The organism is Methylophilus aquaticus (genome assembly GCF_030769565.1).
Lineage (GTDB): Bacteria > Pseudomonadota > Gammaproteobacteria > Burkholderiales > Methylophilaceae > Methylophilus > Methylophilus aquaticus.
The window spans coordinates 73,881-94,563 of sequence record NZ_JAVCAP010000031.1; the positions used below are offsets into that span (position 1 = coordinate 73,881).

At 48.2% G+C, this 20,683-nt stretch carries 19 protein-coding genes; 15 read left to right on the forward strand and 4 right to left on the reverse strand.

Going from position 1 to position 20,683, the window contains the following annotated elements; all coding sequences use genetic code 11:
• Positions 1-13: 13 nt before the first annotated feature.
• Together Q9291_RS12530 and Q9291_RS12535 are read right to left on the reverse strand one after the other, a co-directional pair.
• Positions 14-997 (reverse strand): FecR family protein, encoded by a 984-nt coding sequence (locus Q9291_RS12530; protein ID WP_306390421.1) that lies wholly within the window; start codon positions 995-997, stop codon positions 14-16.
• Positions 997-1,488 carry an RNA polymerase sigma factor gene (locus tag Q9291_RS12535; RefSeq protein WP_306390477.1) on the reverse strand — a complete coding sequence of 164 codons (492 nt, stop codon included), beginning with the start codon at positions 1,486-1,488 and terminating at the stop codon, positions 997-999. The genes Q9291_RS12530 and Q9291_RS12535 overlap by 1 nt, the downstream gene beginning before the upstream one ends.
• A 486-nt stretch (positions 1,489-1,974) precedes the next feature.
• Between Q9291_RS12535 and metG the strand changes: the two genes are divergently transcribed.
• From metG to Q9291_RS12580, 9 genes are all read left to right on the forward strand, one after another.
• A complete protein-coding gene (gene metG / locus Q9291_RS12540) occupies positions 1,975-4,029 on the forward strand; it encodes a methionine--tRNA ligase (RefSeq protein WP_306390422.1) in 2,055 nt (684 codons plus the stop codon).
• 351 nt (positions 4,030-4,380) lie between these two features.
• On the forward strand, positions 4,381-6,681 hold the full coding sequence (locus tag Q9291_RS12545; RefSeq protein ID WP_306390423.1) for a heavy metal translocating P-type ATPase: 2,301 nt from the start codon (positions 4,381-4,383) through the stop codon (positions 6,679-6,681).
• Entirely contained in the window at positions 6,681-6,818 is a 138-nt protein-coding gene (ccoS, locus tag Q9291_RS12550; RefSeq protein WP_306390425.1) for a cbb3-type cytochrome oxidase assembly protein CcoS, read from the forward strand. Before Q9291_RS12545 ends, ccoS begins: the two co-directional genes overlap by 1 nt.
• Before the next feature lie 109 nt (positions 6,819-6,927).
• Entirely contained in the window at positions 6,928-8,364 is a 1,437-nt protein-coding gene (ccoN, locus tag Q9291_RS12555) for a cytochrome-c oxidase, cbb3-type subunit I (RefSeq protein ID WP_306390426.1), read from the forward strand.
• 10 nt (positions 8,365-8,374) lie between these two features.
• On the forward strand, positions 8,375-9,001 hold the full coding sequence (ccoO, locus tag Q9291_RS12560) for a cytochrome-c oxidase, cbb3-type subunit II (protein WP_306390428.1): 627 nt from the start codon (positions 8,375-8,377) through the stop codon (positions 8,999-9,001).
• A gap of 13 nt (positions 9,002-9,014) precedes the next feature.
• Entirely contained in the window at positions 9,015-9,152 is a 138-nt protein-coding gene (locus tag Q9291_RS12565) for a cbb3-type cytochrome oxidase subunit 3 (RefSeq protein ID WP_306390429.1), read from the forward strand.
• Between the two features lie 30 nt (positions 9,153-9,182).
• Positions 9,183-10,079, forward strand: a complete 897-nt coding sequence (ccoP, locus tag Q9291_RS12570) for a cytochrome-c oxidase, cbb3-type subunit III (protein ID WP_306390430.1) — start codon at positions 9,183-9,185, stop codon at positions 10,077-10,079.
• 29 nt (positions 10,080-10,108) lie between these two features.
• A complete protein-coding gene (ccoG, locus tag Q9291_RS12575) occupies positions 10,109-11,560 on the forward strand; it encodes a cytochrome c oxidase accessory protein CcoG (protein WP_306390431.1) in 1,452 nt (483 codons plus the stop codon).
• A gap of 9 nt (positions 11,561-11,569) precedes the next feature.
• Positions 11,570-11,824, forward strand: coding sequence for a FixH family protein (locus Q9291_RS12580; RefSeq protein WP_306390432.1), 255 nt, complete (start codon positions 11,570-11,572; stop codon positions 11,822-11,824).
• Positions 11,825-11,862: 38 nt separating this feature from the next.
• Here Q9291_RS12580 and Q9291_RS12585 read toward each other — a convergent pair whose 3' ends face one another.
• Both Q9291_RS12585 and fnr read right to left on the reverse strand, forming a co-directional pair.
• Positions 11,863-12,714 carry a radical SAM protein gene (locus Q9291_RS12585; protein ID WP_306390433.1) on the reverse strand — a complete coding sequence of 284 codons (852 nt, stop codon included), beginning with the start codon at positions 12,712-12,714 and terminating at the stop codon, positions 11,863-11,865.
• A gap of 20 nt (positions 12,715-12,734) precedes the next feature.
• The gene (gene fnr / locus Q9291_RS12590; RefSeq protein WP_306390434.1) at positions 12,735-13,526 is read right to left on the reverse strand and encodes a fumarate/nitrate reduction transcriptional regulator Fnr; all 792 of its coding nucleotides are present in this window, start codon (positions 13,524-13,526) and stop codon (positions 12,735-12,737) included.
• A 177-nt stretch (positions 13,527-13,703) separates the two neighbouring features.
• Between fnr and hemN the strand changes: the two genes are divergently transcribed.
• From hemN to Q9291_RS12620, 6 genes are all read left to right on the forward strand, one after another.
• Entirely contained in the window at positions 13,704-15,089 is a 1,386-nt protein-coding gene (gene hemN, locus Q9291_RS12595) for an oxygen-independent coproporphyrinogen III oxidase (RefSeq protein WP_306390435.1), read from the forward strand.
• A 9-nt stretch (positions 15,090-15,098) separates the two neighbouring features.
• The gene (locus Q9291_RS12600; RefSeq protein ID WP_306390436.1) at positions 15,099-15,803 is read left to right on the forward strand and encodes a sulfite exporter TauE/SafE family protein; all 705 of its coding nucleotides are present in this window, start codon (positions 15,099-15,101) and stop codon (positions 15,801-15,803) included.
• 196 nt (positions 15,804-15,999) lie between these two features.
• Positions 16,000-17,025, forward strand: a complete 1,026-nt coding sequence (locus Q9291_RS12605) for an IS30 family transposase (RefSeq protein WP_306390478.1) — start codon at positions 16,000-16,002, stop codon at positions 17,023-17,025.
• 98 nt (positions 17,026-17,123) lie between these two features.
• Positions 17,124-18,692 carry a DUF262 domain-containing protein gene (locus tag Q9291_RS12610; RefSeq protein ID WP_306390437.1) on the forward strand — a complete coding sequence of 523 codons (1,569 nt, stop codon included), beginning with the start codon at positions 17,124-17,126 and terminating at the stop codon, positions 18,690-18,692.
• A 293-nt stretch (positions 18,693-18,985) separates the two neighbouring features.
• Complete coding sequence (locus Q9291_RS12615) at positions 18,986-19,204, forward strand: hypothetical protein (RefSeq protein WP_306390438.1); 219 nt, start codon at positions 18,986-18,988, stop codon at positions 19,202-19,204.
• Between the two features lie 125 nt (positions 19,205-19,329).
• Positions 19,330-20,625 (forward strand): PQQ-dependent sugar dehydrogenase, encoded by a 1,296-nt coding sequence (locus Q9291_RS12620; RefSeq protein WP_306390439.1) that lies wholly within the window; start codon positions 19,330-19,332, stop codon positions 20,623-20,625.
• Positions 20,626-20,683: the final 58 nt, after the last annotated feature.

Consider the following 20,683-nt stretch of genomic DNA (forward strand, 5'->3'; position numbering starts at 1 on the left):
ATACGAGCCAAGCTTATTTTGCTTGAGTGTAGGTTTCCAGTTGAATGCCTTCTGGGCTGCGGTGGACGCGGACATTGGCGATGCGTGGCAAGGTGGCGATAAAGCTGTTGCTATCTTTAATGGCGACCACTGCGCTGATTTTCTCCTCTGAGCGATCATCGTTGGTGATGGGTTTTTGTTGGTAGCGAGAGACCGTTTCGGCGATTTCTGAGAGTGAGGCTTGGTTAAATACCAGTGTGCCGGTCATAAAGCGGAAGTAGTCTTGGGCGTTCACTTGCGGGCGGGTTTGTAAACCATGCTGGTTGATTTCTGCTACCTGGTTATTTTGCAGAATCAGCGCTTGCTGGCCTTGCTTGTTGAGCACTTGCACTTTGCCGTGATCGACGCTGACACGCTCAAGTTGTTTGAGCTTGTTGACGGCAAACCGGGTGCCCAGCACGGTGACTTTAAGTCGCTGGGTTTCTACCACGAAGGGGCGGCTGCGGTCTGGTTGCACTTCAAACACGGCTTCGCCTTGCAGCAGGTCGATGTGGCGCTGATTGCGGTAATACTTGATCTCAATGCGCGAGTTGGCGTTGAGCGTAACACGGCTGCCATCGTCCAGGGTTTGCGTGGTGAGTTGGGCAGTGCTGGTATGTGCAACCAACTGCATGGTTGGGGTGGCTTGCCATGCTTGATATTGATGGTAGCTTGCCCAGCCGATGCATATCGCAGCGACCACGCTGGCCACAGTCCCAGCCAGCTTTTGGCGGGCCTTTTTGCGCTCGCTTTGTTTGAAGAAGCGATCTGCTTTTCTAGCTGTTGCCAGGGTTTGCAGTTCGTCCAGTGAGTCCAACCCACGCCAGGCTTCACTGATGCTCAGGTATTCCTGCTGGTGTAGCGGGCTTTGCATCAGCCAGGCTTCAAACTGGCTGCGTTCCGGCGCATCGACGGGGGCTTCCTGCATGCGGATAAACCAGCGGGCAGCGGTTTCACTGATTTTGTTGGGCGCAGGCATTATTTTAAAAATTGTTCTCTGGCGGCGCGAATGTCGAGCAGGGCGCGGATTAAGTGGCGTTCAACCATGTTGACGCTGATATTGAGTTGGCTGGCGATGTCTTGCTGGGCATGGCCTTCAATCCGATACATGACAAACACTTGTCGGCAGCGCGTGGGTAAATCCTGAATAATCTGCGTGACGAGTTCCAGGCGTTGGCGGATATCCGCCAGGTGTTCGGCAGAAACAGCGGCGGGTTCTTCCAGGTCTGCCTGCTGCTGATATTCGTGAAAGTAGCTGTCTTTGCGGTATTGCTCCAGAATCAGGTTTTGGACGATGGTGCGCAGGTAAGCATGCGGTTCGGCGTCCCGATTCGGGCTGGTGGTCAGCGCAAAGCGCAGGAAGCCATCGTGCAAAATGTCTTTGGCTGCATGCGAGCACAGCGTTTTGCGCTTAATGCTGGGCAGTAAGGTGCTGTATGCCCAATGTAGGTTAATGCCATGCCAGAACATCATCATCGATCAAAAGTGGATTGCCATGGCTGGATTAGGCAAAGATCGTACCGTTTTGGTGAATACATGGTGTTTTTATATTAAGTTTAGACTTTTGCACGAAATGAACGCATTCCTAAAAATGCAACGTTTTGTCATCCTAGCGAAAGCGAGGGTCCATATAAGTGATTGATTAAAATATATTTATGCGTTCTATGGAATGAAAGGGTGCTGGTAATTTCGTCAAAAATAGCCTGTTTTTTTAGTGTGTACAAAAGTCTTAAGTGGATGATGATTATTTAGTTACGATAAAAACGCTGATTGCTGACGCTGCGCTCAGAGTGGTTGCAATCAGCCGTCTTGGTTGATATTAGCCAGTGCCGGATGCTATTTCAGCGCAGGGCAAGCCCCATTTTTTTAAATAAACCTTGCGCAATGGCACGCCAACACGCTGAAACCGCTGCTGGTTTGCTAAAATAGACGCTTTTAGTTTTTGGTTACGGTGTCATGACACGCAAAATTCTGGTCACTTCTGCACTCCCTTATGCCAATGGCAGTATTCATTTGGGGCATCTGGTTGAATATATTCAAACTGATATCTGGGTGCGCTTTCAAAAAATGCAGGGGCATACTGTGCATTATGTGTGCGCAGACGATACGCATGGCACGCCGATTATGCTGCGTGCGGAAAAAGAGGGCATTACACCAGAAGCGTTGATTGAAAAAGTGCATGCCGAACATAGCCAGGATTTTGCTGATTTTCTGGTGCAATTTGATAACTACTATTCCACCAACTCCGAAGAAAATCGTGCGCTTGCCTCGGGCATTTACAAAGCCCTTAAAGCCAATGGCAAAATTGCCACTAAAACCATAGAGCAATATTTTGATCCGGTGAAAACCATGTTTTTGCCGGATCGCTTTATCAAGGGTGAATGTCCGAAGTGCCATGCCAAAGACCAGTATGGCGATAACTGTGAAGTCTGTGGTGCGACCTACAGCCCCACTGATCTGATTAATCCGTTTTCAGCGGTGTCCGGTGCGACACCCGTGCGCAAGGAAACTGAACATTACTTTTTTAAACTGAGCGAGTGCGCAGACTTTTTGCGTGACTGGACCAGATCTGGCACCTTGCAAGCCGAAGCTGCCAACAAAATGAGCGAGTGGGTAGGTGAGGCGGGAGAAAACAAACTTTCAGACTGGGATATTTCACGCGATGCGCCGTATTTTGGCTTTGAAATCCCCGATGCACCCGGCAAGTACTTTTACGTGTGGCTGGATGCGCCGATAGGCTATATGGCCAGCTTTAAAAATCTGTGCAGCAAAGCCGGTATTGATTTTGATGAGTATTGGAAAAAGGATTCTTCAACCGAGTTGTACCACTTTATCGGCAAGGATATTCTGTATTTTCATGCCTTGTTCTGGCCAGCCACGCTCGAATACAGCGGGCATCGCACGCCCACGCAGGTATTTGCCCATGGTTTCTTGACCGTCAACGGTGAAAAAATGTCCAAGTCGCGTGGTACGTTTATTACGGCACGCAGTTATCTTGATCATGTGCAGAATCCTGAGTATTTGCGTTATTACTATGCCGCCAAGTTGAATGGCAGCATGGAAGACATCGACCTCAATCTTGAGGACTTTGTGGCGCGGGTGAATAGCGACCTGGTGGGTAAATATATCAATATCGCCAGCCGTACTGCCGGTTTTGTCGCCAAAAAGTTTGATAACCGGTTGACGTTGCCAAGCCATAGTGTCATTGATGACATGCGTGCGGCGGCACCTGCGATTGCTGAAGCCTATGCCGCCCGTGATTTCGCACGCGCGTTACGCGAAATTATGAAATTGACTGATGCTGCCAATGCTTATGTCGCAGACACAGCGCCATGGGTGCTGGCCAAGGATGACAGCAAAACAGCCGAGCTGCATGCGATTTGCAGCAATGCGCTGGAGATGTTCCGTCTGCTGACCATTTTTCTGAAGCCAGTATTGCCGAATATTGCGCAAGCTGTAGAAACGTTTCTCAATGTTTCGCCGCTGCAATGGGCGGATGTGGCGACGGGTCTGGGTGCGCAACAGATACAGGCCTACAATCATATGATTACCCGCATAGAGGGCAAGCACATCGAAGCCATGGTCGAAGCCAATAAGGAGAGCTTGCAGCCGGAAGCCAAACCAGCTGCGACAGAGACCAAACCTTTATCGTCTGCGGACGAAATTGCGCATGATCAAGCTGAGTACATTTCGATTGACGACTTTACCAAAATTGATTTGCGCATTGCCAATATTGTCAGTGCCGAGCATGTGGAAGGCGCAGAAAAGTTGCTTAAATTGATGCTGGATATTGGCGAAGAAAAGCCGCGTCAAGTGTTTGCCGGAATTAAGTCAGCTTATGATCCGGCGACGCTAGTCGGGCGTCTGACCGTGATGGTGGCTAACCTTGCCCCGCGCAAAATGAAGTTTGGGATGAGTGAGGGCATGGTGCTTGCGGCCAGCGACGAACGTGGAGGGCCTTATATTCTTGCGCCTGACAGTGGAGCGCAGGCGGGAATGCGCGTGAAATAAACGATCACTTTGAGGGGTGGTTTTTTGTAAAAGGCATCTCTAATAATGCATATGCCGTCGCGATACTGTGTTGCTCATAAAAAAATTCTCCTTACATATTAACTATGTGCGGCGTCTAAATTTTTAAATCGCGTCAAGGCTAGCTTAGCAATTTGAATTATTAGAGACGCCCTAAACACATTGGTTATGAACAAAGCTGACTGCGTATTGTCTCTAGTTTGTCCCATATCAATGTGTTTATGGGCGGTGTATGTTGCAATATTACTTGCTAAAACTTCTCTAACCCATTGATTTATATTATATACAATCATATAATATAAATTTATATATTGTCTATCAGGCATTGTCCAAATGACAGATTCGCTTACAGCGGGTAACACAAATCCTTGGCAGGGCTTGGATGTCCAGTCTGAGTGGGAGCGTTTTAGTCAGCGCCACACGCAGGAGCCGGATATATGGACCTCTCATGTTTGGGTGGACAATATGCATTGCGCTGCATGCAGCGGTCGCATTGAACAGTCGGTTAAACAAATGCATGGCGTGCTTGGTGTGCATGCCAGTGCTGCTTCCAAGCGCGTCAAAGTGATTTGGGATGCAAACGTCGTACATCCTTCCCAATGGTTTGCCAATCTGAACGCCATTGGCTATCCGGCATTGCCAGTCAACGAATACCATGCGGTGACTGATAGAACACGCGATCAGCGGAAAATGCTATGGCGGTTGGTGGTTGCAGTGTTCTGCATGATGCAGGTCATGATGTATGCCTACCCGACCTATGTGTCCGACAGCAACGACATTACCCCGGATATGATTCAGTTGCTGAAATGGGCATCATGGCTGCTGACTTTGCCGGTGATGCTGTTTTCTTCTACACCTTTTCTCTCGCAAGCCTGGCTGAGTCTGCGTCAGCGTCAGCTGGGCATGGATGTGCCTGTTGCGCTTGGCATTATAGTGGCCTTTGTGATAAGTACGCTGGCGACCTTTGCACCTGGCGGCTGGTGGGGGGATGTTACTTATTATGACTCGCTCACTATGTTTGTCAGTTTTTTGCTGTGTGGCCGCTGGCTCGATGTGAAGTTACGCAACCGGACTGCCGGTGCGTTGGAAAACATGATGCGTCGCTTACCACATGCTGTGCTTAAGAAAAATGAAGCCGGTGAATGGGTGCAGATTGCCGCGAGTAATATCGATGTTGGTGATGTATTGTATGTCCGGCCGGGTGAAGTCTTTGCCGCCGACGGAAAGCTGATTGCAGGTAACACAAGCGTCGATGAGTCCATGCTGACTGGCGAATCAGAGCCGGTGTTAAAGTCTACAGGTGCGCAAGTGATTGCCGGTTCAGGTAATTTGACTTCAGTAGTAGAAATGCAGGTGCAGCAAGTCGGCGAAGGCACCCAATATCATGCACTTGTCAATTTAATGGCTTCAGCCTCTACCGAAAAACCTGGTATTGCATTGCTGGCTGACAAAGTAGCCCAGCCGTTTTTGTGGGGCGTGTTGCTGGCGGCCTTGTTTGCGGTTATTTTTTGGTGGACCACCGATCCGGTTAAAGCGGTAATGTCGGCAGTTGCCGTGCTGGTGGTCACTTGTCCTTGTGCATTATCGCTCGCCACACCTGCGGCCATGTTGGCCAGTGCTGGAACCTTTGCCAAAGGTGGTGTACTTATCCGTCGTTTACAGGCCATTCAGGCGCTCAGTGAAATTGATACTATCGTCTTTGATAAAACCGGCACGCTGACAGAAAATTTGCAGCAGGTGGTGTTGCTGGATAGCCATCCGGATTGGAACAGCACTTTGTTGCTGAATTTGACGGCTACCATTAGTAGAGATTCATTGCATCCTGTTGCTAAGGCTTTGTATACATTTGCTAAAAAAGAGAACGCTGCTGAGCATTTGCCGATGCAGGATTGGCAAGAAATTGTGGGTGGCGGTATTTCTGCAACATTAGTCACACAGGATCAGCAGTCTATTGCGTTAAAATTGGGCAATGCATCATTTTGCGAGGTGCATACGGAGGCTGATGCCGGTGTGCAGCGCTTGGTATACTTGGTAGCCGGTCACACTGTGTTGGCAAGATTTGGTTTGTCTGAGCAAACCAAGCCGCAAGCAAAAGCGGCCATTTCACAATTAATTTCGCAAGGCTATGAGATTCAGCTCTTATCTGGTGATAGAATAGCCGCCGTGAAAAATCTGGCAGCGAAACTGGGAATCCAGGTCGCACTAGGTTTACAAAAAGCAGAAAATAAGCTGCAAAACGTCAAGGCGTTGCAACAACAGGGGCGAAAAGTTTTAATGGTAGGTGATGGTTTGAATGACGGCCCTGTCATTGCCGCAGCGCATACTTCTATTGCAATGGGCACCGGCGTTCCACTCACGCAGGCACAGGCCGATATGGTGGTTATGGGTAATGATATCGGTGTGTTGGTGTCGCTCATTTCTCACTGCAAAAAAACCATCCTCATCGTAAAACAAAATTTGTTATGGGCAGCGTTGTATAACGCTGCCGGGGTGCCTTTGGCGATTATGGGACTTCTTCCTGCCTGGCTTGCCGGCTTAGGCATGGCGGCCAGTTCGCTATTGGTGTTGCTAAATGCATTGCGCCTTACCAAGTGGCAAAAAGGCGTGTTGGCAGAAAGGGCAAAGGTCGCCTGATGGAAATTGCGTTTTTGTTAATACCGCTGGCCGTGATGCTGGTGTTTGTCATTCTGGGTGGCCTGTGGTGGGCGATTCAAACAGGACAGTTTGAGGATTTGGAAGAAGAGGGCTCCCGAATTCTTGAGCAGGATTGATGTGTGTCAAATTGTCGCAGCTCTGGCTGTGCGATAGTGGGTGCGTATCATAAAAAATGAGTGTTATTTCGAGTAGTTGGGTGTTTGTTTTAATCTTTGGGAGAAATCCATGCAAAATGCAACCGTGAAGGCTGCGACCTACAATGATACGGTGGTCCGGCAGTTTTCTATCATGGCAGTCGTTTGGGGAGTAGTGGGAACACTGATGGGCGTGATTATCGCGTCTCAGCTGGTGTGGCCAGAACTCAACCTGGGCTTGCCATTTACATCTTTTGGTCGTTTACGTCCACTGCATACCAATGCAGTGATTTTTGCATTTGGTGGCTGTGCTTTATTTGCTACTTCATACTATGTTGTACAGCGTACCTGCCAAACCCGTTTGTTTAGCGATAAGCTTTCGGCCTTTACTTTCTGGGGCTGGCAGGCGGTGATTGTGGCGGCCGCCATTTCCTTGCCCTTGGGTTACACCCAAGGTAAAGAGTATGGTGAACTGGAATGGCCAATTGATATCTTGATCGCGTTGGTCTGGATTGCTTATGCCATTAACTTTTTCGGAACCATCGGTATCCGTAAGGTTAAGCATATTTATGTGGCTAACTGGTTTTACGGTGCGTTTATTCTGGCTGTAGCTTTGTTGCATATTGTTGAAAGTGCAGCCATTCCAGCAGGCTGGATGAAGTCATATTCTGCTTATGCAGGCGTACAAGATGCAATGGTGCAGTGGTGGTATGGCCACAATGCGGTAGGTTTCTTCCTGACTGCAGGTTTTCTGGGCATGATGTACTACTTTGTGCCTAAACAAGCCGAGCGTCCTGTGTATTCATACAGTTTGTCTATCGTGCACTTCTGGGCGTTGATTTTCACCTACATGTGGGCGGGTCCTCACCACCTGCATTACACTGCATTGCCTGACTGGACCCAATCTCTGGGTATGGTGTTGTCTTTGATTCTGTTTGCACCAAGCTGGGGCGGTATGATCAACGGTATCATGACCTTGTCCGGTGCATGGCACAAACTGCGTACAGATCCTATCTTGCGCTTCCTGATTGTTTCACTGTCTTTCTATGGTATGAGTACCTTTGAAGGCCCAATGATGGCAATCAAGACTGTGAACGCTTTATCTCACTACACTGACTGGACAGTTGGCCACGTGCACTCTGGTGCCTTGGGCTGGGTGGGTTTTGTGTCTATCGGTTCTCTGTACTTCCTGATTCCACGCTTGTTTGGTCAAAAACAAATGTACAGCGTGAAAGCGATTGAAGTGCACTTCTGGATGGCGACTATTGGCGTGGTGTTATACATCGCTGCCTTGTGGATCTCCGGTGTGATGGAGGGGTTAATGTGGCGCGCTATGAATGCTGACGGTACGCTTGCCTACACATTTGTTGAAAGTGTGAAAGCCAAGTTCCCGTACTACTTCACACGTGCATTGGGCGGTTTCCTGTACATGACTGGTCTGATCATCATGTTGTGGAACACTATCAAAACTGCAACCAGTGGCAAACCGGTAACGGTTGATGTTCCCGCTGTTGTTGCGCACGCTTAAGGAAGTAGCTATGGCAAATCAACATCACAATAGTGGCAATTTGCACGAGAAAATCGAAACCAATAACTTTTTGATGATTGTGCTGATTTTTATCACCATCTCATTTGGTGGCCTGGTTGAAATCGTGCCCTTGTTTTTCCAAAAGTCCATGACCGAACCGATCAAAGGTTTGATGCCATACACTGCGTTGGAATTGGCCGGACGAGACATTTACTTGCGGGAAGGCTGCTATAACTGCCACTCACAGATGATTCGTCCGTTCCATGCCGAAACCATGCGTTATGGTCATTACTCGGTGGCTGGCGAGTATGTGTACGACCATCCATTTCAATGGGGAAGTAAACGTACAGGCCCAGACCTACATCGTGTAGGTGGCAAATACAGTGATGACTGGCAACGTGTGCACTTGCACAACCCGCGTGATGTCGTGCCTGAATCTATCATGCCTGCTTATCCATGGCTTGAAGAGAATCTGGTAGACGATAAAACGATCGGTGACCACATGGCGGCTTTACGTAAAGTAGGCGTGCCATACACTGATGAGCAGATCAAAACTGCCGGCGAAGAAGTGAAGGGTAAAACCGAACAAGACGCCTTGGTGGCTTATCTGCAAATATTGGGTACACACTTGAAATAACAGGAGACGCGCCATGGAAGTGAATACATTACGAATTTTGTTTACTGTCATCAGCTTTGTCGCGTTTGTGGCAATTGCAATATGGGCATGGCGCAATCGCAACTCCTCACAGTTTAAAGACGCGCAGAATCTGCCGTTCGATCAAGACTAATCGCTGTGTGGAAAGGTTAAGGAAAACATCATGAATGATTTTGTAAACGGATTTTGGCCGATCTGGATTTCGACCATTACCTTGGGCGGGATTGCCTTTTGCGTAGGCTTGCTGATTTTTGCAAGCCGCGTCAAAGTGACACTATACAGTGATAATACCAATGGCCATGAATGGGATGGCATTAAAGAAATGAACAATCCGCTGCCAATGTGGTGGGTAGGTTTGTTTGTGATTACCGTGATTTTCGGCCTGGTTTACCTGTACTTGTTCCCGGGTCTGGGTACTTACAATGGTAAGTTTGGCTGGTCTGAGGTCAAGCAGTACGAAGCTGAAGTTGCAAAGAACAACGACAAGATTGCACCTTTGTATGCCAAGTACGCAGCAATTCCGGTAGAAGAACTTGCCAAAGTGCCCGAAGCACGTGATATCGGCAAGCGTATTTTCCTGAACAACTGTGCGGCTTGTCATGGTTCAGATGCCAAAGGGAGCCGCGGCTTTCCTAACTTGACCGATAACGACTGGCTGTACGGTGGTGTACCGGAAAAAATTACCGAAACCATCAACAACGGTCGTAATGGCATCATGCCGCCAATGGCTGCTGCGCTTGGCACTGAAGAAGATGTTAAAAATGTAGCCAACTACGTATTGAGCCTGTCTGGCAGCATTCATGACTCTGGTCGTGCCAATGCCGGTAAGGACAAATTTGTGGTCTGTGCTGCTTGCCACGGTGCTGAAGGTAAAGGTAACCAGGCCATTGGTGCACCTAACCTGTCAGACAATATCTGGCTGCATGGCCAGGGCGAAGCGGCGATTATCAAGCGTATCCATGAAGGTAAAAACAATGTCATGCCTGCCTGGAAAGAGAAATTCTCTCCAGAGCAAATTCACTTGTTAACGGCCTACGTGTGGGGCCTGTCAAACAAGTAATGTTCTTTTAATTAAAAGAGAAACCCATCATGAGCGCATTAAAAAAGGACGCCGTGAAAGAAACCACCATTCCTGTTGAGGAGGTGGTTTTTTCACTTTATAAATCTGCAGACAAGATCTATGCACGCAGCGTGTCTGGGTTATTTGACAAGTGGCGATGGCTGATGGTCTGGGTGACACAGCTATTTTTTTACGGTGTGCCATGGTTGCAATGGGATGGTCGTCAGGCCATGTTGTTTGATTTAGAAACAAAGCGTTTCTATGTGTTTGGTCTGATATTCCATCCACAAGATTTGATTTATTTGTCCTTTTTGTTGATCGTTTCTGCGCTGGCACTGTTTTTGTTTACTGCCGTTGCTGGTCGCTTGTGGTGTGGGTTTACATGTCCTCAGACGGTTTATACCGAAATTTTTATGTGGATGGAGACCAAAATAGAGGGCGATCGTTTGGCCCGTATGCGATTGGATGAGGGCGGCTGGACTGCCAAAAAACTCTCGCGTAAAACCATGAAGCATATAGCGTGGCTATTGTTTGCATTGTGGACTGGTATTACATTCGTTGGCTATTTTTCGCCAATACGCGATTTGCTTTTTAATATGCAGCTGTTACAGCTTAGTGGTTGGGAAACCTTCTGGGTGGCTTTTTACGGCTTTGCAACCTATGGTAACGCTGGTTTTATGCGTGAGCAGGTTTGCAAGTACATGTGTCCTTACGCGCGCTTTCAAAGTGCTATGTTCGATGATGACACGCTCATCGTGACTTATGATGAAGCACGCGGTGAGCCACGTGGCGCACGCTCGAAAAAACTGGCAGAAAAAGAAACTGGTCTGGGTAGTTGTATTGATTGCAGTATTTGTGTGCAAGTATGTCCGACCGGGATTGATATTCGCAAAGGCTTGCAATACGAGTGTATCGGTTGCGGCGCCTGTATCGATGCTTGTGATGATGTAATGGATAAAATGGGCTACGAAAAAGGCCTAATCAAGTACTCCACACAAAATGCCATGCAAAATGGCTGGACGCGTAGCCAAATGCTGCGTCGACTGGTGCGTCCACGTGTGTTAGTCTATTCAGCCATTTTGAGTTTGCTGATGGTGGGTATGGTGGTCAGTTTATACATGAAGCCTGATTTCAGAGTGGATATATTGCGTGATCGCGGTATGATGGGGCGTTTTACCAATGATGGTAAGATCGAGAACGTGTTTAATCTCAAGCTGGAAAATGATACTGAAGTTGCTCGTGATTATGCACTAACGGTTTCAGGTCTAGATGGTCTAACCTTTAATTACTCTGACAGCAATGGCATGAACGGTGAGTTTTCTGGCGTTAAACCTTTTGAAACCCGTAATGTGGTCATTGAAATGCAATTGCCAGATGGTGTCGCCAGACCTGGATCACACAAAATTTATTTTGAAGTAACGGATTTACAAAGCAAGCAAACACTTAAAGAGAAATCCGTCTTTATTATTCCCGTTAACTAGGAGCACCATGTGCAAGACTCACTAAAAAGCTGGTATCAAAATCCTTATGTGTGGATGCTGATTGCTGGTCCGCTGGCGGTCATTATTGCCAGCATGATTACGGTATACTTGGCGATTACGCATCCTGACCCAGCAATTGATGACTATTATCGTAAAGGTATTGAAATCAATAAGACGTTAGAAGCTGCTGAGCAGAACGAGGCTATGGCGCCAGCAGTACAGGCCAGAAACCACGCCCAAACTGGCTTAAAATCCAACCATTGAATTAACTATTACAGGCAGCCGGAGGGTTGCCTGTTTTGTTATGCGAAGACACTGACTTGGTATCCTGCATTACGCAGTGTTTCGGCATACTCTTCCAAAATCATGACTGAGACCGGTGCAATGCTGCTGCTTAAAGGCTGTTGACCGGGTCTGGCAATGCCATACAACAATACGCCCGCAATTTCTGATTTAACTTTATCCAGTAACTCAATATAAGGCAGCAGGGATGGCGTAGTGACGAGGCCATGATTTGTTTTGCGTGTGACGATGGCGGTTTGTACCCATGTTCGGCAGTATTGGCAGCATGTTTTTAATCTCTGCAAATGTAGTGCGACGGGCAGTCGTGTCTGGTTAATATCTAGCATTTCCTGATCAGTGCCCGCATCCAGTTTAAACCAAACTTCTCCATGCAGCATGGACAAGCTGCGCAAAGCATGTTGTACATGGCCATGGTGTAACTGGCTGCCATTGGTAATGACGCGAACTGACTGCGGTCTCTGTGTGGCAGGGTAAGCGGCTAGCAGCGTAGCGAGGGCTTCTATCGCCTCAGGAAATTGTAGCGATGTTGTTGGTTCGCCATCGCCTGCAAATGCAATATCACTCACCACCGCATTGATTAAAAGACCTTGGCTGCTTAAATAATCGATCAGCCATTGCAAACAGCCTTGTAATTCATCCATGAGTTGCGGAACGTTAATGATTGGTGAATGACCACGATGCAGCCCATGCACTTGGCAATAGATGCATTGCCAGTTGCAGGCATGATTGGGATGCAAGTTGATACCCAATGATAAACCTTGTGCACGACGAGACAATACGGGGTAAACATATTGCCATTGTTGCTGCGCAGCATAGTGTGACAACGCTGCAAATAATGTTGCAGGTTCCATAATCAGGCGCGGAACAGTGACTAGCAGGTGCTGGAGTTAAAAATGGTTTTCAGCTTCTCGTGGTCAAGAATACGTACATTTTTCTGTTTGACCTCGATAATGCCCTCATCGCTAAACTTGGAGAAAGTCCGGCTGACGGTTTCCAGTTTCATGCCGAGATAGCTGCCGATTTCTTCACGTGTCATGCGTAAAATCAGTTCTGATTTGGAGTAACCACGAGCATGCAAACGCTGCAACAGGTTGAGTAAAAACGCTGCCAGGCGCTCTTCGGCGCGCATATTCGCCAGCAACATCATCACGCCGTTTTCACGCACAATTTCGCGACTCATGATTTTGTGCACATGGCGCTGCAATACAGGAATCTCGCGCGACAAATCTTCGACATGATTGAACGGCATCACACAGACCTCTGCATCTTCCAGTGCAATCGCATTGCAGTTGTGTTTGTCAGCCACAATGCCATCAAGGCCGACAATTTCACCTGCCATTTGAAACCCTGTCACTTGTTCACGACCATCTTCTGAAACTACGCAAGTTTTGAAAAAGCCGGTACGGATTGCATACAGTGTGGTGAAAGCATCACCACTGCTATACAAGTGGCCGCCTTGCTTGATCTTTTTACGGGTTGCCACCATACCATCCAGCTGTTTCATTTCATCCGTACTTAAGCCGATGGGCAAGCACAATTCACGAAGGTTGCAGTTTGAGCAAGCAACTTTAAAACTTGATTCTGCATGCATGCTGATGGTCTTTGCAGGTCGTTGTAGATGCTCTGTATTATACGCTTCTTCTTGCGTGATTTCATTGAACATGGTTTGACGCTTCCCTTATGTTTTTGCGCATTATGCAAGAATGCCCGAGCTTGGAGTTTGATGTGCGTCAATAATGATGTCATTCAGCTGTGGCAAAGTGTCGGTGATGATGGGGCCCGCAGATGATGCAAACATTCTGGTGCCCTGCAATTAAGCAAAGAGAGTGTTACGCGACCCATGAAGCAACCGTTGATGATTACCCAGGCACATATTGAGCGATACGATGTATCAGGGCCGCGCTATACCTCCTATCCAACCGCAGACCGTTTTGTAGAGGCCTTTGATGCATCTGCTTATGTCAAGGCTTTGGAACAGCGCAATATCAGTGCCTGGACGCAGCCACTTTCGGTGTATGTGCATGTGCCATTTTGCGAGTCATTGTGTTTTTATTGTGCCTGCAACAAGATTGTCACTAAGCGCCACGAGCAAGGTGCTCAATATCTGAACTATCTGAAACGCGAGATTGATCTGCACTTGTCCAGATTTGATCATCCGCAAACGGTCAATCAATGTCATTTGGGCGGTGGTACGCCAACCTTCTTGAATGACGATGAATTATCTGCCTTGATGCAGATGTTGAAACAGGTGTTTGTATTTGAAGCCGCTGGTGAATACTCCATCGAGATTGATCCGCGCACGGTCGATACCCAACGCTTACAGCATCTGCGTGACTTGGGGTTTAACCGACTCAGTTTTGGTGTGCAGGACTTTGACGCCGATGTACAGCAAGCCGTGCATCGGGTGCAGTCTTACAAACAGGTCGCCAGCCTGATGCAGGATGCGCGTAATATGGGTTTTCAGTCGATGAATGCTGACCTGATCTACGGATTGCCCAAACAAACGCCAGTCACCTTCCGGCAAACTATTTCGCAAATCATCACCTTGCGTCCGGATCGTATTGCCTTGTACGGCTATGCCCACCTGCCTTCGAGATTTAAACCGCAACGCCGCATTCTGCATGAGGATCTGCCCAATGCGGTAGACAAAATTCAAATGCTGTCCGAAGCCATCCAGCAACTGATCAGTGCCGGTTACGTCTATATCGGCATGGACCATTTTGCGCTGCCTGAAGATGCCTTGGCTATCGCCAAGCAGCAGGGCAGGTTACACCGCAACTTTCAAGGCTACAGCACCATGGCAGATCAGGACATTCTGGCACTGGGCGTTTCAGCCATTGGCAAAATGGGCTCCACTTACAGCCAGAATGCCAAAACAATCGAAGAATATTACGACTACCTCGATCAGGGCCAACTGCCCATCGTCCGTGGCCTTGCACTCAACCGGGATGACCTGATCCGTCGTGCCGTGATTATGGCCATCATGTGCCACGGCGAATTAAGCTACGAATCGATTGAGCTTTCCTACATGATAAACTTTAAAGAGTACTTTAAGACTGAGCTGCAACAGATTGAAGAAAAACAGAAACAGGGCCTGGTTTATCTGGAACACGACGGCATCAAAGTGACGGATATGGGCTGGTTTTTTGTACGCGCGATTGCCATGGTATTTGACCGTTACCTGCAACTCGACGCCAACCGTGCAAGGTTTTCCAAAATCCTTTAAACTCACGGCATGTTAGCCAGTTTACTCGCCACCGCCTTTATCATGGGTCTGGCAGGCGGACCGCACTGCATTGCCATGTGTGGCGCAGCCTGCGGCGCCATGCAAGCACCCAGCAATGCCCGCAGTATTCCCATCCGCGTCATGCAAAGCATCCCCTGGAGTTTTTATCTCGGCAGACTCATCGGCTACGCCGCGCTCGGCGCACTTGCCGCATCCTCACTCCGTGGCCTGGCCTGGCTTTCAAACCAGAGCGGCGTATTTCAACCCCTATGGACCTTCTCGCACACCCTGATTTTTGCCTGGGGCCTTTTACTGCTCATCACCGGCCAGCAACCCAACTGGGCCGTGCAGGGCGCCCAACAAGTCTGGGGCTGGATTAAACAACGCACACAACACGCCAGACTCGGCTATTTTTTCACTGGCACCTTATGGGCCTTGCTGCCTTGTGGCCTGCTATATTCAGCAGTGATGCTAGCCTCACTGCAATCGCACTGGCTGCAGGGCGCACTGGTCATGGCCGCCTTCTCGCTCGGCTCCGCCACCATCCTCGCCACCGCACCACTTATCTGGAAAAGCAGCCAGCAAACCCTGCCCAAGTGGCTTAGTGAAGCCAATGGCATGCGACTGAGTGGCCTGATACTCATTGCTTTGAGCGTAATAGCGTTATGGATGGACCTCATGCACCACGATAAACTGTGGTGCCAGATGCTGTAAAACAGCATTCTTAAAATCGCATTAAAAATCAGTTGCGAATATCCAGCCGATTACTGTATTTTTCATATTAAAAATTGTTACGCTCTGTGTATGGCTTGTTTAAGGTGGGCGCGCTCAAAATTGAAGTGCAACATTTTTTGAAGGAGAATGTTGCATGGGGAAATACAAGCATTTAAGTATAGAATAACGAAGTTTTATTCAGGTGCAGTTAACCTCAGGGTTAAAGCCTAGTTTGATTGCGGCTGGGTTAGGCAGGTCTGTTTCGACAATTTTGCGTGAACTTGGACGCAACGGATGGGAGAAGCCTCAACACAGGCGTGGTCGAGGGCGTCCAGCTATCGCAGGTAAGTACAGAGCAGTAGTCGCTCAAGACAGAGCGGATAGCTTATCAACCAAGCCAAGGATAGAAAGGCGGCTACAGATTGGGAATCGACTGTGGCAAGTTGTGATGGGCTATTTAAAGCAAGGCTACTCACCCGAGCAAATTGCTGGCACACTTAAAACCGTGAACGCAGACCATCCACAGTTGCAGGTTTCGCATGAGACCATATACAGCGCCATTTATTTAATGCCGCGTGGAGAGTTGCGCACTGAAGTGATAGGCTGGTTGCGTTTTGGGCATACGAAACGCCGTCCAAGAGCGCGTGGCGAGGATAGGCGTGGCAAAATCCCTGATATGGTCAGCATTCATGACAGGCCGCCAGAAGTGGATGAACGATTAGTCCCTGGACACTGGGAGGGTGACTTGATTAAAGGGAAAGGCAACCGCAGTGCGATAGGCACGATTGTGGAAAGAACAACGCTGTTTACGGTGTTAGCCAAGATGGAAAATGCAACGGCTGAATCTGCGGTAAGTGGTTTCAGCCATGTGTTAAATCGCATTGAGGCACAGAAGCGATTATCGATGACGTATGATCAAGGGCGCGAGATGGCTAAGCATGTAGAGTTAACCGAGAGCACTGGCATCTCCGTTTACTTTGCTGACCCGCATAGTCCTTGGCAACGCGGGATTAACGAAAACACGAATGGTTTGTTGCGCCAATACTTGCCCAAGGGCGAAGATTTAAGCGTCTTCAGCCAAGACGAGTTAGATGCGATAGCGTGGAAACTCAATACAAGACCCCGCAAATCGTTAGGCTTCAAATGCCCTGCTGAGTTGTTCACGCCAGACGCATTTGATTTTAGGCAGCATCATGCTGCTGCTTTTGCACTTCAACCTTGAAACCGCCATTTATAGCCCCCGGCCTAAATAAAAAAATTAGGTTCTTTTTTGGGTCTAATTAACGTTATGCATTCGTAAATTCCAAAGGAAATTAGTCAATGGCCTTGCGATCCAATCTTGTAAACCTAGACGCCATGATCAAGAGGGAGGATTTCGCGGCTTCGGACGCAGAGCCCTCGTCATTTGAGAACGTGTCCACAATTTCACTCCGCGATTTTACGAAAGGCGGATTGATCGGACCAAGCTTGAGAAAGCCCGACTTCCAGAGAGAAACAAATCACTGGGGCCCTGATCAAGTCGTTTCGCTGCTTGAGTGTTTCGTAAATGGCGATTTAATTCCTTCGGTGATTTTATGGCAGTCACCTACCTATCTTTTTGTCATTGATGGCGGCCATCGTCTCAGTGCCCTTAAGGCATGGATTGACGATGACTATGGTGATGGCCCGACTTCACAACCATTTTTCGGCTATCAAATTTCTGATGAGCAAAAGAAGAATGCCGAAAAGGTTCGCACCCTAGTTAGTAAGCGGATCGGGAGTTGGCAACACTATCTCGCCAAAGCAGAGGATCAGAATTTGGATTCATCTGAACGTAAAAAGCTAAATGCGCTAATTACTCGTGGTCTTCCTATTCAATGGGTAAAAGGTGATGCCGATAAAGCGGAAAGTTCTTTCTTCAAAATCAACACAAAAGGAACACCGCTTGACGACATCGAAGAGCTTTTGCTGAAGAGCAGAAAGAAACCAATATCTATTGCTGCACGAGCAATTATCAGAGCGGGAAAGGGACATCGATACTGGTCTTCCTTTGATAAAGATTCCGCCTCAAAAATTGAGTCGCTTGCGAGCGGACTTCACTCTGTTCTGTTTGACCCCGAGATCAAGAGACCGATTAAAACACTGGACCTGCCTCTTGGTGGCCCGAAGGGAGTCAGGACGGCTCTCCAAGCTTTGATTGACCTAGCGTTAATTGCCACAAGAAACCAGGAAGGGTTACCAAAAGGAATCTACGACACCGCTGATGATTTTGATGGTACAGAGACAATCGCGATTCTCACCAAAGCTCTCGCGCTGGCTAAACGGGTAACAGGAAACGACAGTGGTAGCTTGGGCCTACATCCAGCCGTCTATTTTTATGGCCCAACGGGCCGGCATTCTGGCCCCATGTTTATGGGAACGATGACGCTCGTCGGTAGAAAACTATCAAATAATGATAAAACCTTCTTTCAAAAATTCACAGCAGTACGCTCCAAACTGGAAGATATTTTGGTCAATCACAAGGACCTAATCGCGACAATTCTGCAAAAACATGTGAGCCCAAAGAGAGTTGATAAATACGCAGACTTTCTTGACGAGTTGATAAATCACCTCACCACAAACGACCTTCCGTCGGAAATGGATTTGGTGAAAATGTCGGGATTAGACGGAAAAGTTGTTGTTGGGAGTGGTAGCGATGTTTCAAAGGAGTTTTCTGACGATGTAAAGAGCGGCGCATTTATCAATGCCGCACTAAGTTCATCAATAAAATGTCCGCTTTGCAACGGGTACTTGGATACTGAGAAATCTGTTTCTTATGATCATGTTGTGCGTGCGCGTGAAGGCGGTCTTGGACATTCAAACAACTGTCACCTGACGCATCCATATTGCAACCAGTCGGTTAAGAATTAATGCATAACATGGCGGTCGACCCCGTTCCCTTTGGTCACTGGACGCTGCGCGATGAGGCCGCGCAGCGCCGGTCACCTCTACGTTAGGGTTTACCAAAAATGTTCGTTAAGCCATTAATTTTATTGGTTGCGTCTCTTTGCATATGGGATATGAAATCACTTGAGCAATCAACGATCATATGTCAGTAATTTACTAAAAATTCTTAAGCCTTGATGCAGCAAGTAAATTTGCCGTATTAGCATTTAAATTAAACATCAACTCCTTATCGCCCCAATTCTTAAAGGCACACAATTATGTTCCGCGCACTGATCTATGCTTTAAGCATTCTCCATCTCGGGCCTGGCTTTGCCTTTGCGGTGGTTGCTTTTGGGTGTGATTCTTCTCTTTCCTGGTTTGAGTCTATTTGTCAGCAGGACACTTTTTCTGCATTTATCAAACTCACGCTGGGTGCGTGGGCAGTCATGATTGTGGTGTTGCTGGCTGTCTTGGCTTATTCGCGCAGCACGCGCTAGGCCTTGCCTGTGCGGCCCGATTCCACGTAATATGCGGATTATTGCATTGTGGTAAATGTTATGAGCGTAAACCTTTTATGGGTGTGTTGTTCATACATGTGTGGAATGAAAAGAGCCTTATTCAAATGTTGATGAATATCAGTGACGATTGTTTTAGTATTTTTTATAAGGGCTTGCAGTTTTTTGTGGGGGCTGGCTTGTTGCTCGGGGCTTTGCACGGGCAGGCTATTGCCCAAGACAACGCAGATGAGACGGTGCCCAGGTTGTTGCTTTCTGGTGCAGCGGCTGAAGCCGGTAAAGAAGCGCAGGGCAAGGAGCCGGAGCCGCCGCGGATTACTTCGGTGTTTGGCACGCAGGCGCTCAAGGTATACCAACTGCCGTTTGAGGATCAATACCCGACAGGACCGTTTGAGCGGTTGGATAAAAACGGTTTTTTGTTTATCAGCAAGTGCGGGGAGGTTTACTTTGCCAGGCTGAATGAAAAACTGGAGTTGGTTAAACCCGGCAAGCCGCTGGCCAAGTTTATTCCTGGCAACGAGAGTTCGGCCGATGAAAGCAGCAGCAAGCAGGTGGTTTACTGTCGTGAACTGTCGGGGGTAAAAGATTCACTGCTGATCGGCAACACGCTGTATGTGGCTTACACCACTTGGGATGATACTAATAATGGGGTGCGATTGGCGGTGAGCGAGTTTGATGTGGATGTGGAAAATAGCGAGGTGAGTTTCAGCCGTGAAATCTATTTGAGCCGTCCAGCGATCAAAGAGCCTATTTTGGGGCATCAGGTTGGTGGCAAGCTTGCGCTGGGTGAAAATGAACGCACCCTTTATTTGAGCATTGGCGACTTTTCCAAGCCTGATCGCGTGCAGGATAAAACCACTTCGCTGGGCAAGGTGATCCGCATTAACCTGCAACAGTTGAATGCAGAGGTGTATGCCACTGGCTTTCGGTCACCTTCGGGCGGGTTGTATTTTGATAAAGAGACCAGCGAGTTATGGCTGACAGACCATGGGCCGCGTGGCGGGGATGAAATTAACCTGATTAAGCGCGGCAAAAACTACGGCTGGCCGATTGTGAGTTACGGTACGATTTATGAGCGGGATGGCATGAGTGGCTATTATGGCAATAAATTTAATAACCATGATGGTCACGAAAAGCCGCTGATGACCTTTGTGCCTTCGATTGGCATTGGCCCGCTGGCAAAGTACCCTTCCACCGGGCGCAATGACTTTTGGGATAATGATTTGTTTGTGGCCGGAATGGGTAACACCACGCTGTACCGGGTGCGCAAAGAGGGCACTAATCTGGTGTATGCCGAACCGTTGCTGCAAGGCTTTCGCATCCGTGCATTGCAAATTGATGCCAAAGGGACGTTTTATCTGAAAACAGACCACAACCAGTTGCTGATCTCAGATCAGGAATAGTCTGTCGCGGGCGGTAGACATAAAAAAACCTCTGGCACTTGGGAGAGTGTCAGAGGTG

Bases quoted from the DNA above. Each gene is read 5' to 3' on its own strand.
- Q9291_RS12530 (WP_306390421.1), bottom strand. From the start codon at position 997: ATGCCTGCGCCCAACAAAATCAGTGAAACCGCTGCCCGCTGGTTTATC.
- Q9291_RS12535 (WP_306390477.1), bottom strand. From the start codon at position 1,488: ATGTTCTGGCATGGCATTAACCTACATTGGGCATACAGCACCTTACTG.
- metG (WP_306390422.1), top strand. From the start codon at position 1,975: ATGACACGCAAAATTCTGGTCACTTCTGCACTCCCTTATGCCAATGGC.
- Q9291_RS12545 (WP_306390423.1), top strand. From the start codon at position 4,381: ATGACAGATTCGCTTACAGCGGGTAACACAAATCCTTGGCAGGGCTTG.
- ccoS (WP_306390425.1), top strand. From the start codon at position 6,681: ATGGAAATTGCGTTTTTGTTAATACCGCTGGCCGTGATGCTGGTGTTT.
- ccoN (WP_306390426.1), top strand. From the start codon at position 6,928: ATGCAAAATGCAACCGTGAAGGCTGCGACCTACAATGATACGGTGGTC.
- ccoO (WP_306390428.1), top strand. From the start codon at position 8,375: ATGGCAAATCAACATCACAATAGTGGCAATTTGCACGAGAAAATCGAA.
- Q9291_RS12565 (WP_306390429.1), top strand. From the start codon at position 9,015: ATGGAAGTGAATACATTACGAATTTTGTTTACTGTCATCAGCTTTGTC.
- ccoP (WP_306390430.1), top strand. From the start codon at position 9,183: ATGAATGATTTTGTAAACGGATTTTGGCCGATCTGGATTTCGACCATT.
- ccoG (WP_306390431.1), top strand. From the start codon at position 10,109: ATGAGCGCATTAAAAAAGGACGCCGTGAAAGAAACCACCATTCCTGTT.
- Q9291_RS12585 (WP_306390433.1), bottom strand. From the start codon at position 12,714: ATGGAACCTGCAACATTATTTGCAGCGTTGTCACACTATGCTGCGCAG.
- fnr (WP_306390434.1), bottom strand. From the start codon at position 13,526: ATGTTCAATGAAATCACGCAAGAAGAAGCGTATAATACAGAGCATCTA.
- hemN (WP_306390435.1), top strand. From the start codon at position 13,704: ATGAAGCAACCGTTGATGATTACCCAGGCACATATTGAGCGATACGAT.
- Q9291_RS12600 (WP_306390436.1), top strand. From the start codon at position 15,099: ATGTTAGCCAGTTTACTCGCCACCGCCTTTATCATGGGTCTGGCAGGC.
- Q9291_RS12610 (WP_306390437.1), top strand. From the start codon at position 17,124: ATGGCCTTGCGATCCAATCTTGTAAACCTAGACGCCATGATCAAGAGG.
- Q9291_RS12615 (WP_306390438.1), top strand. From the start codon at position 18,986: ATGTTCCGCGCACTGATCTATGCTTTAAGCATTCTCCATCTCGGGCCT.
- Q9291_RS12620 (WP_306390439.1), top strand. From the start codon at position 19,330: ATGTTGATGAATATCAGTGACGATTGTTTTAGTATTTTTTATAAGGGC.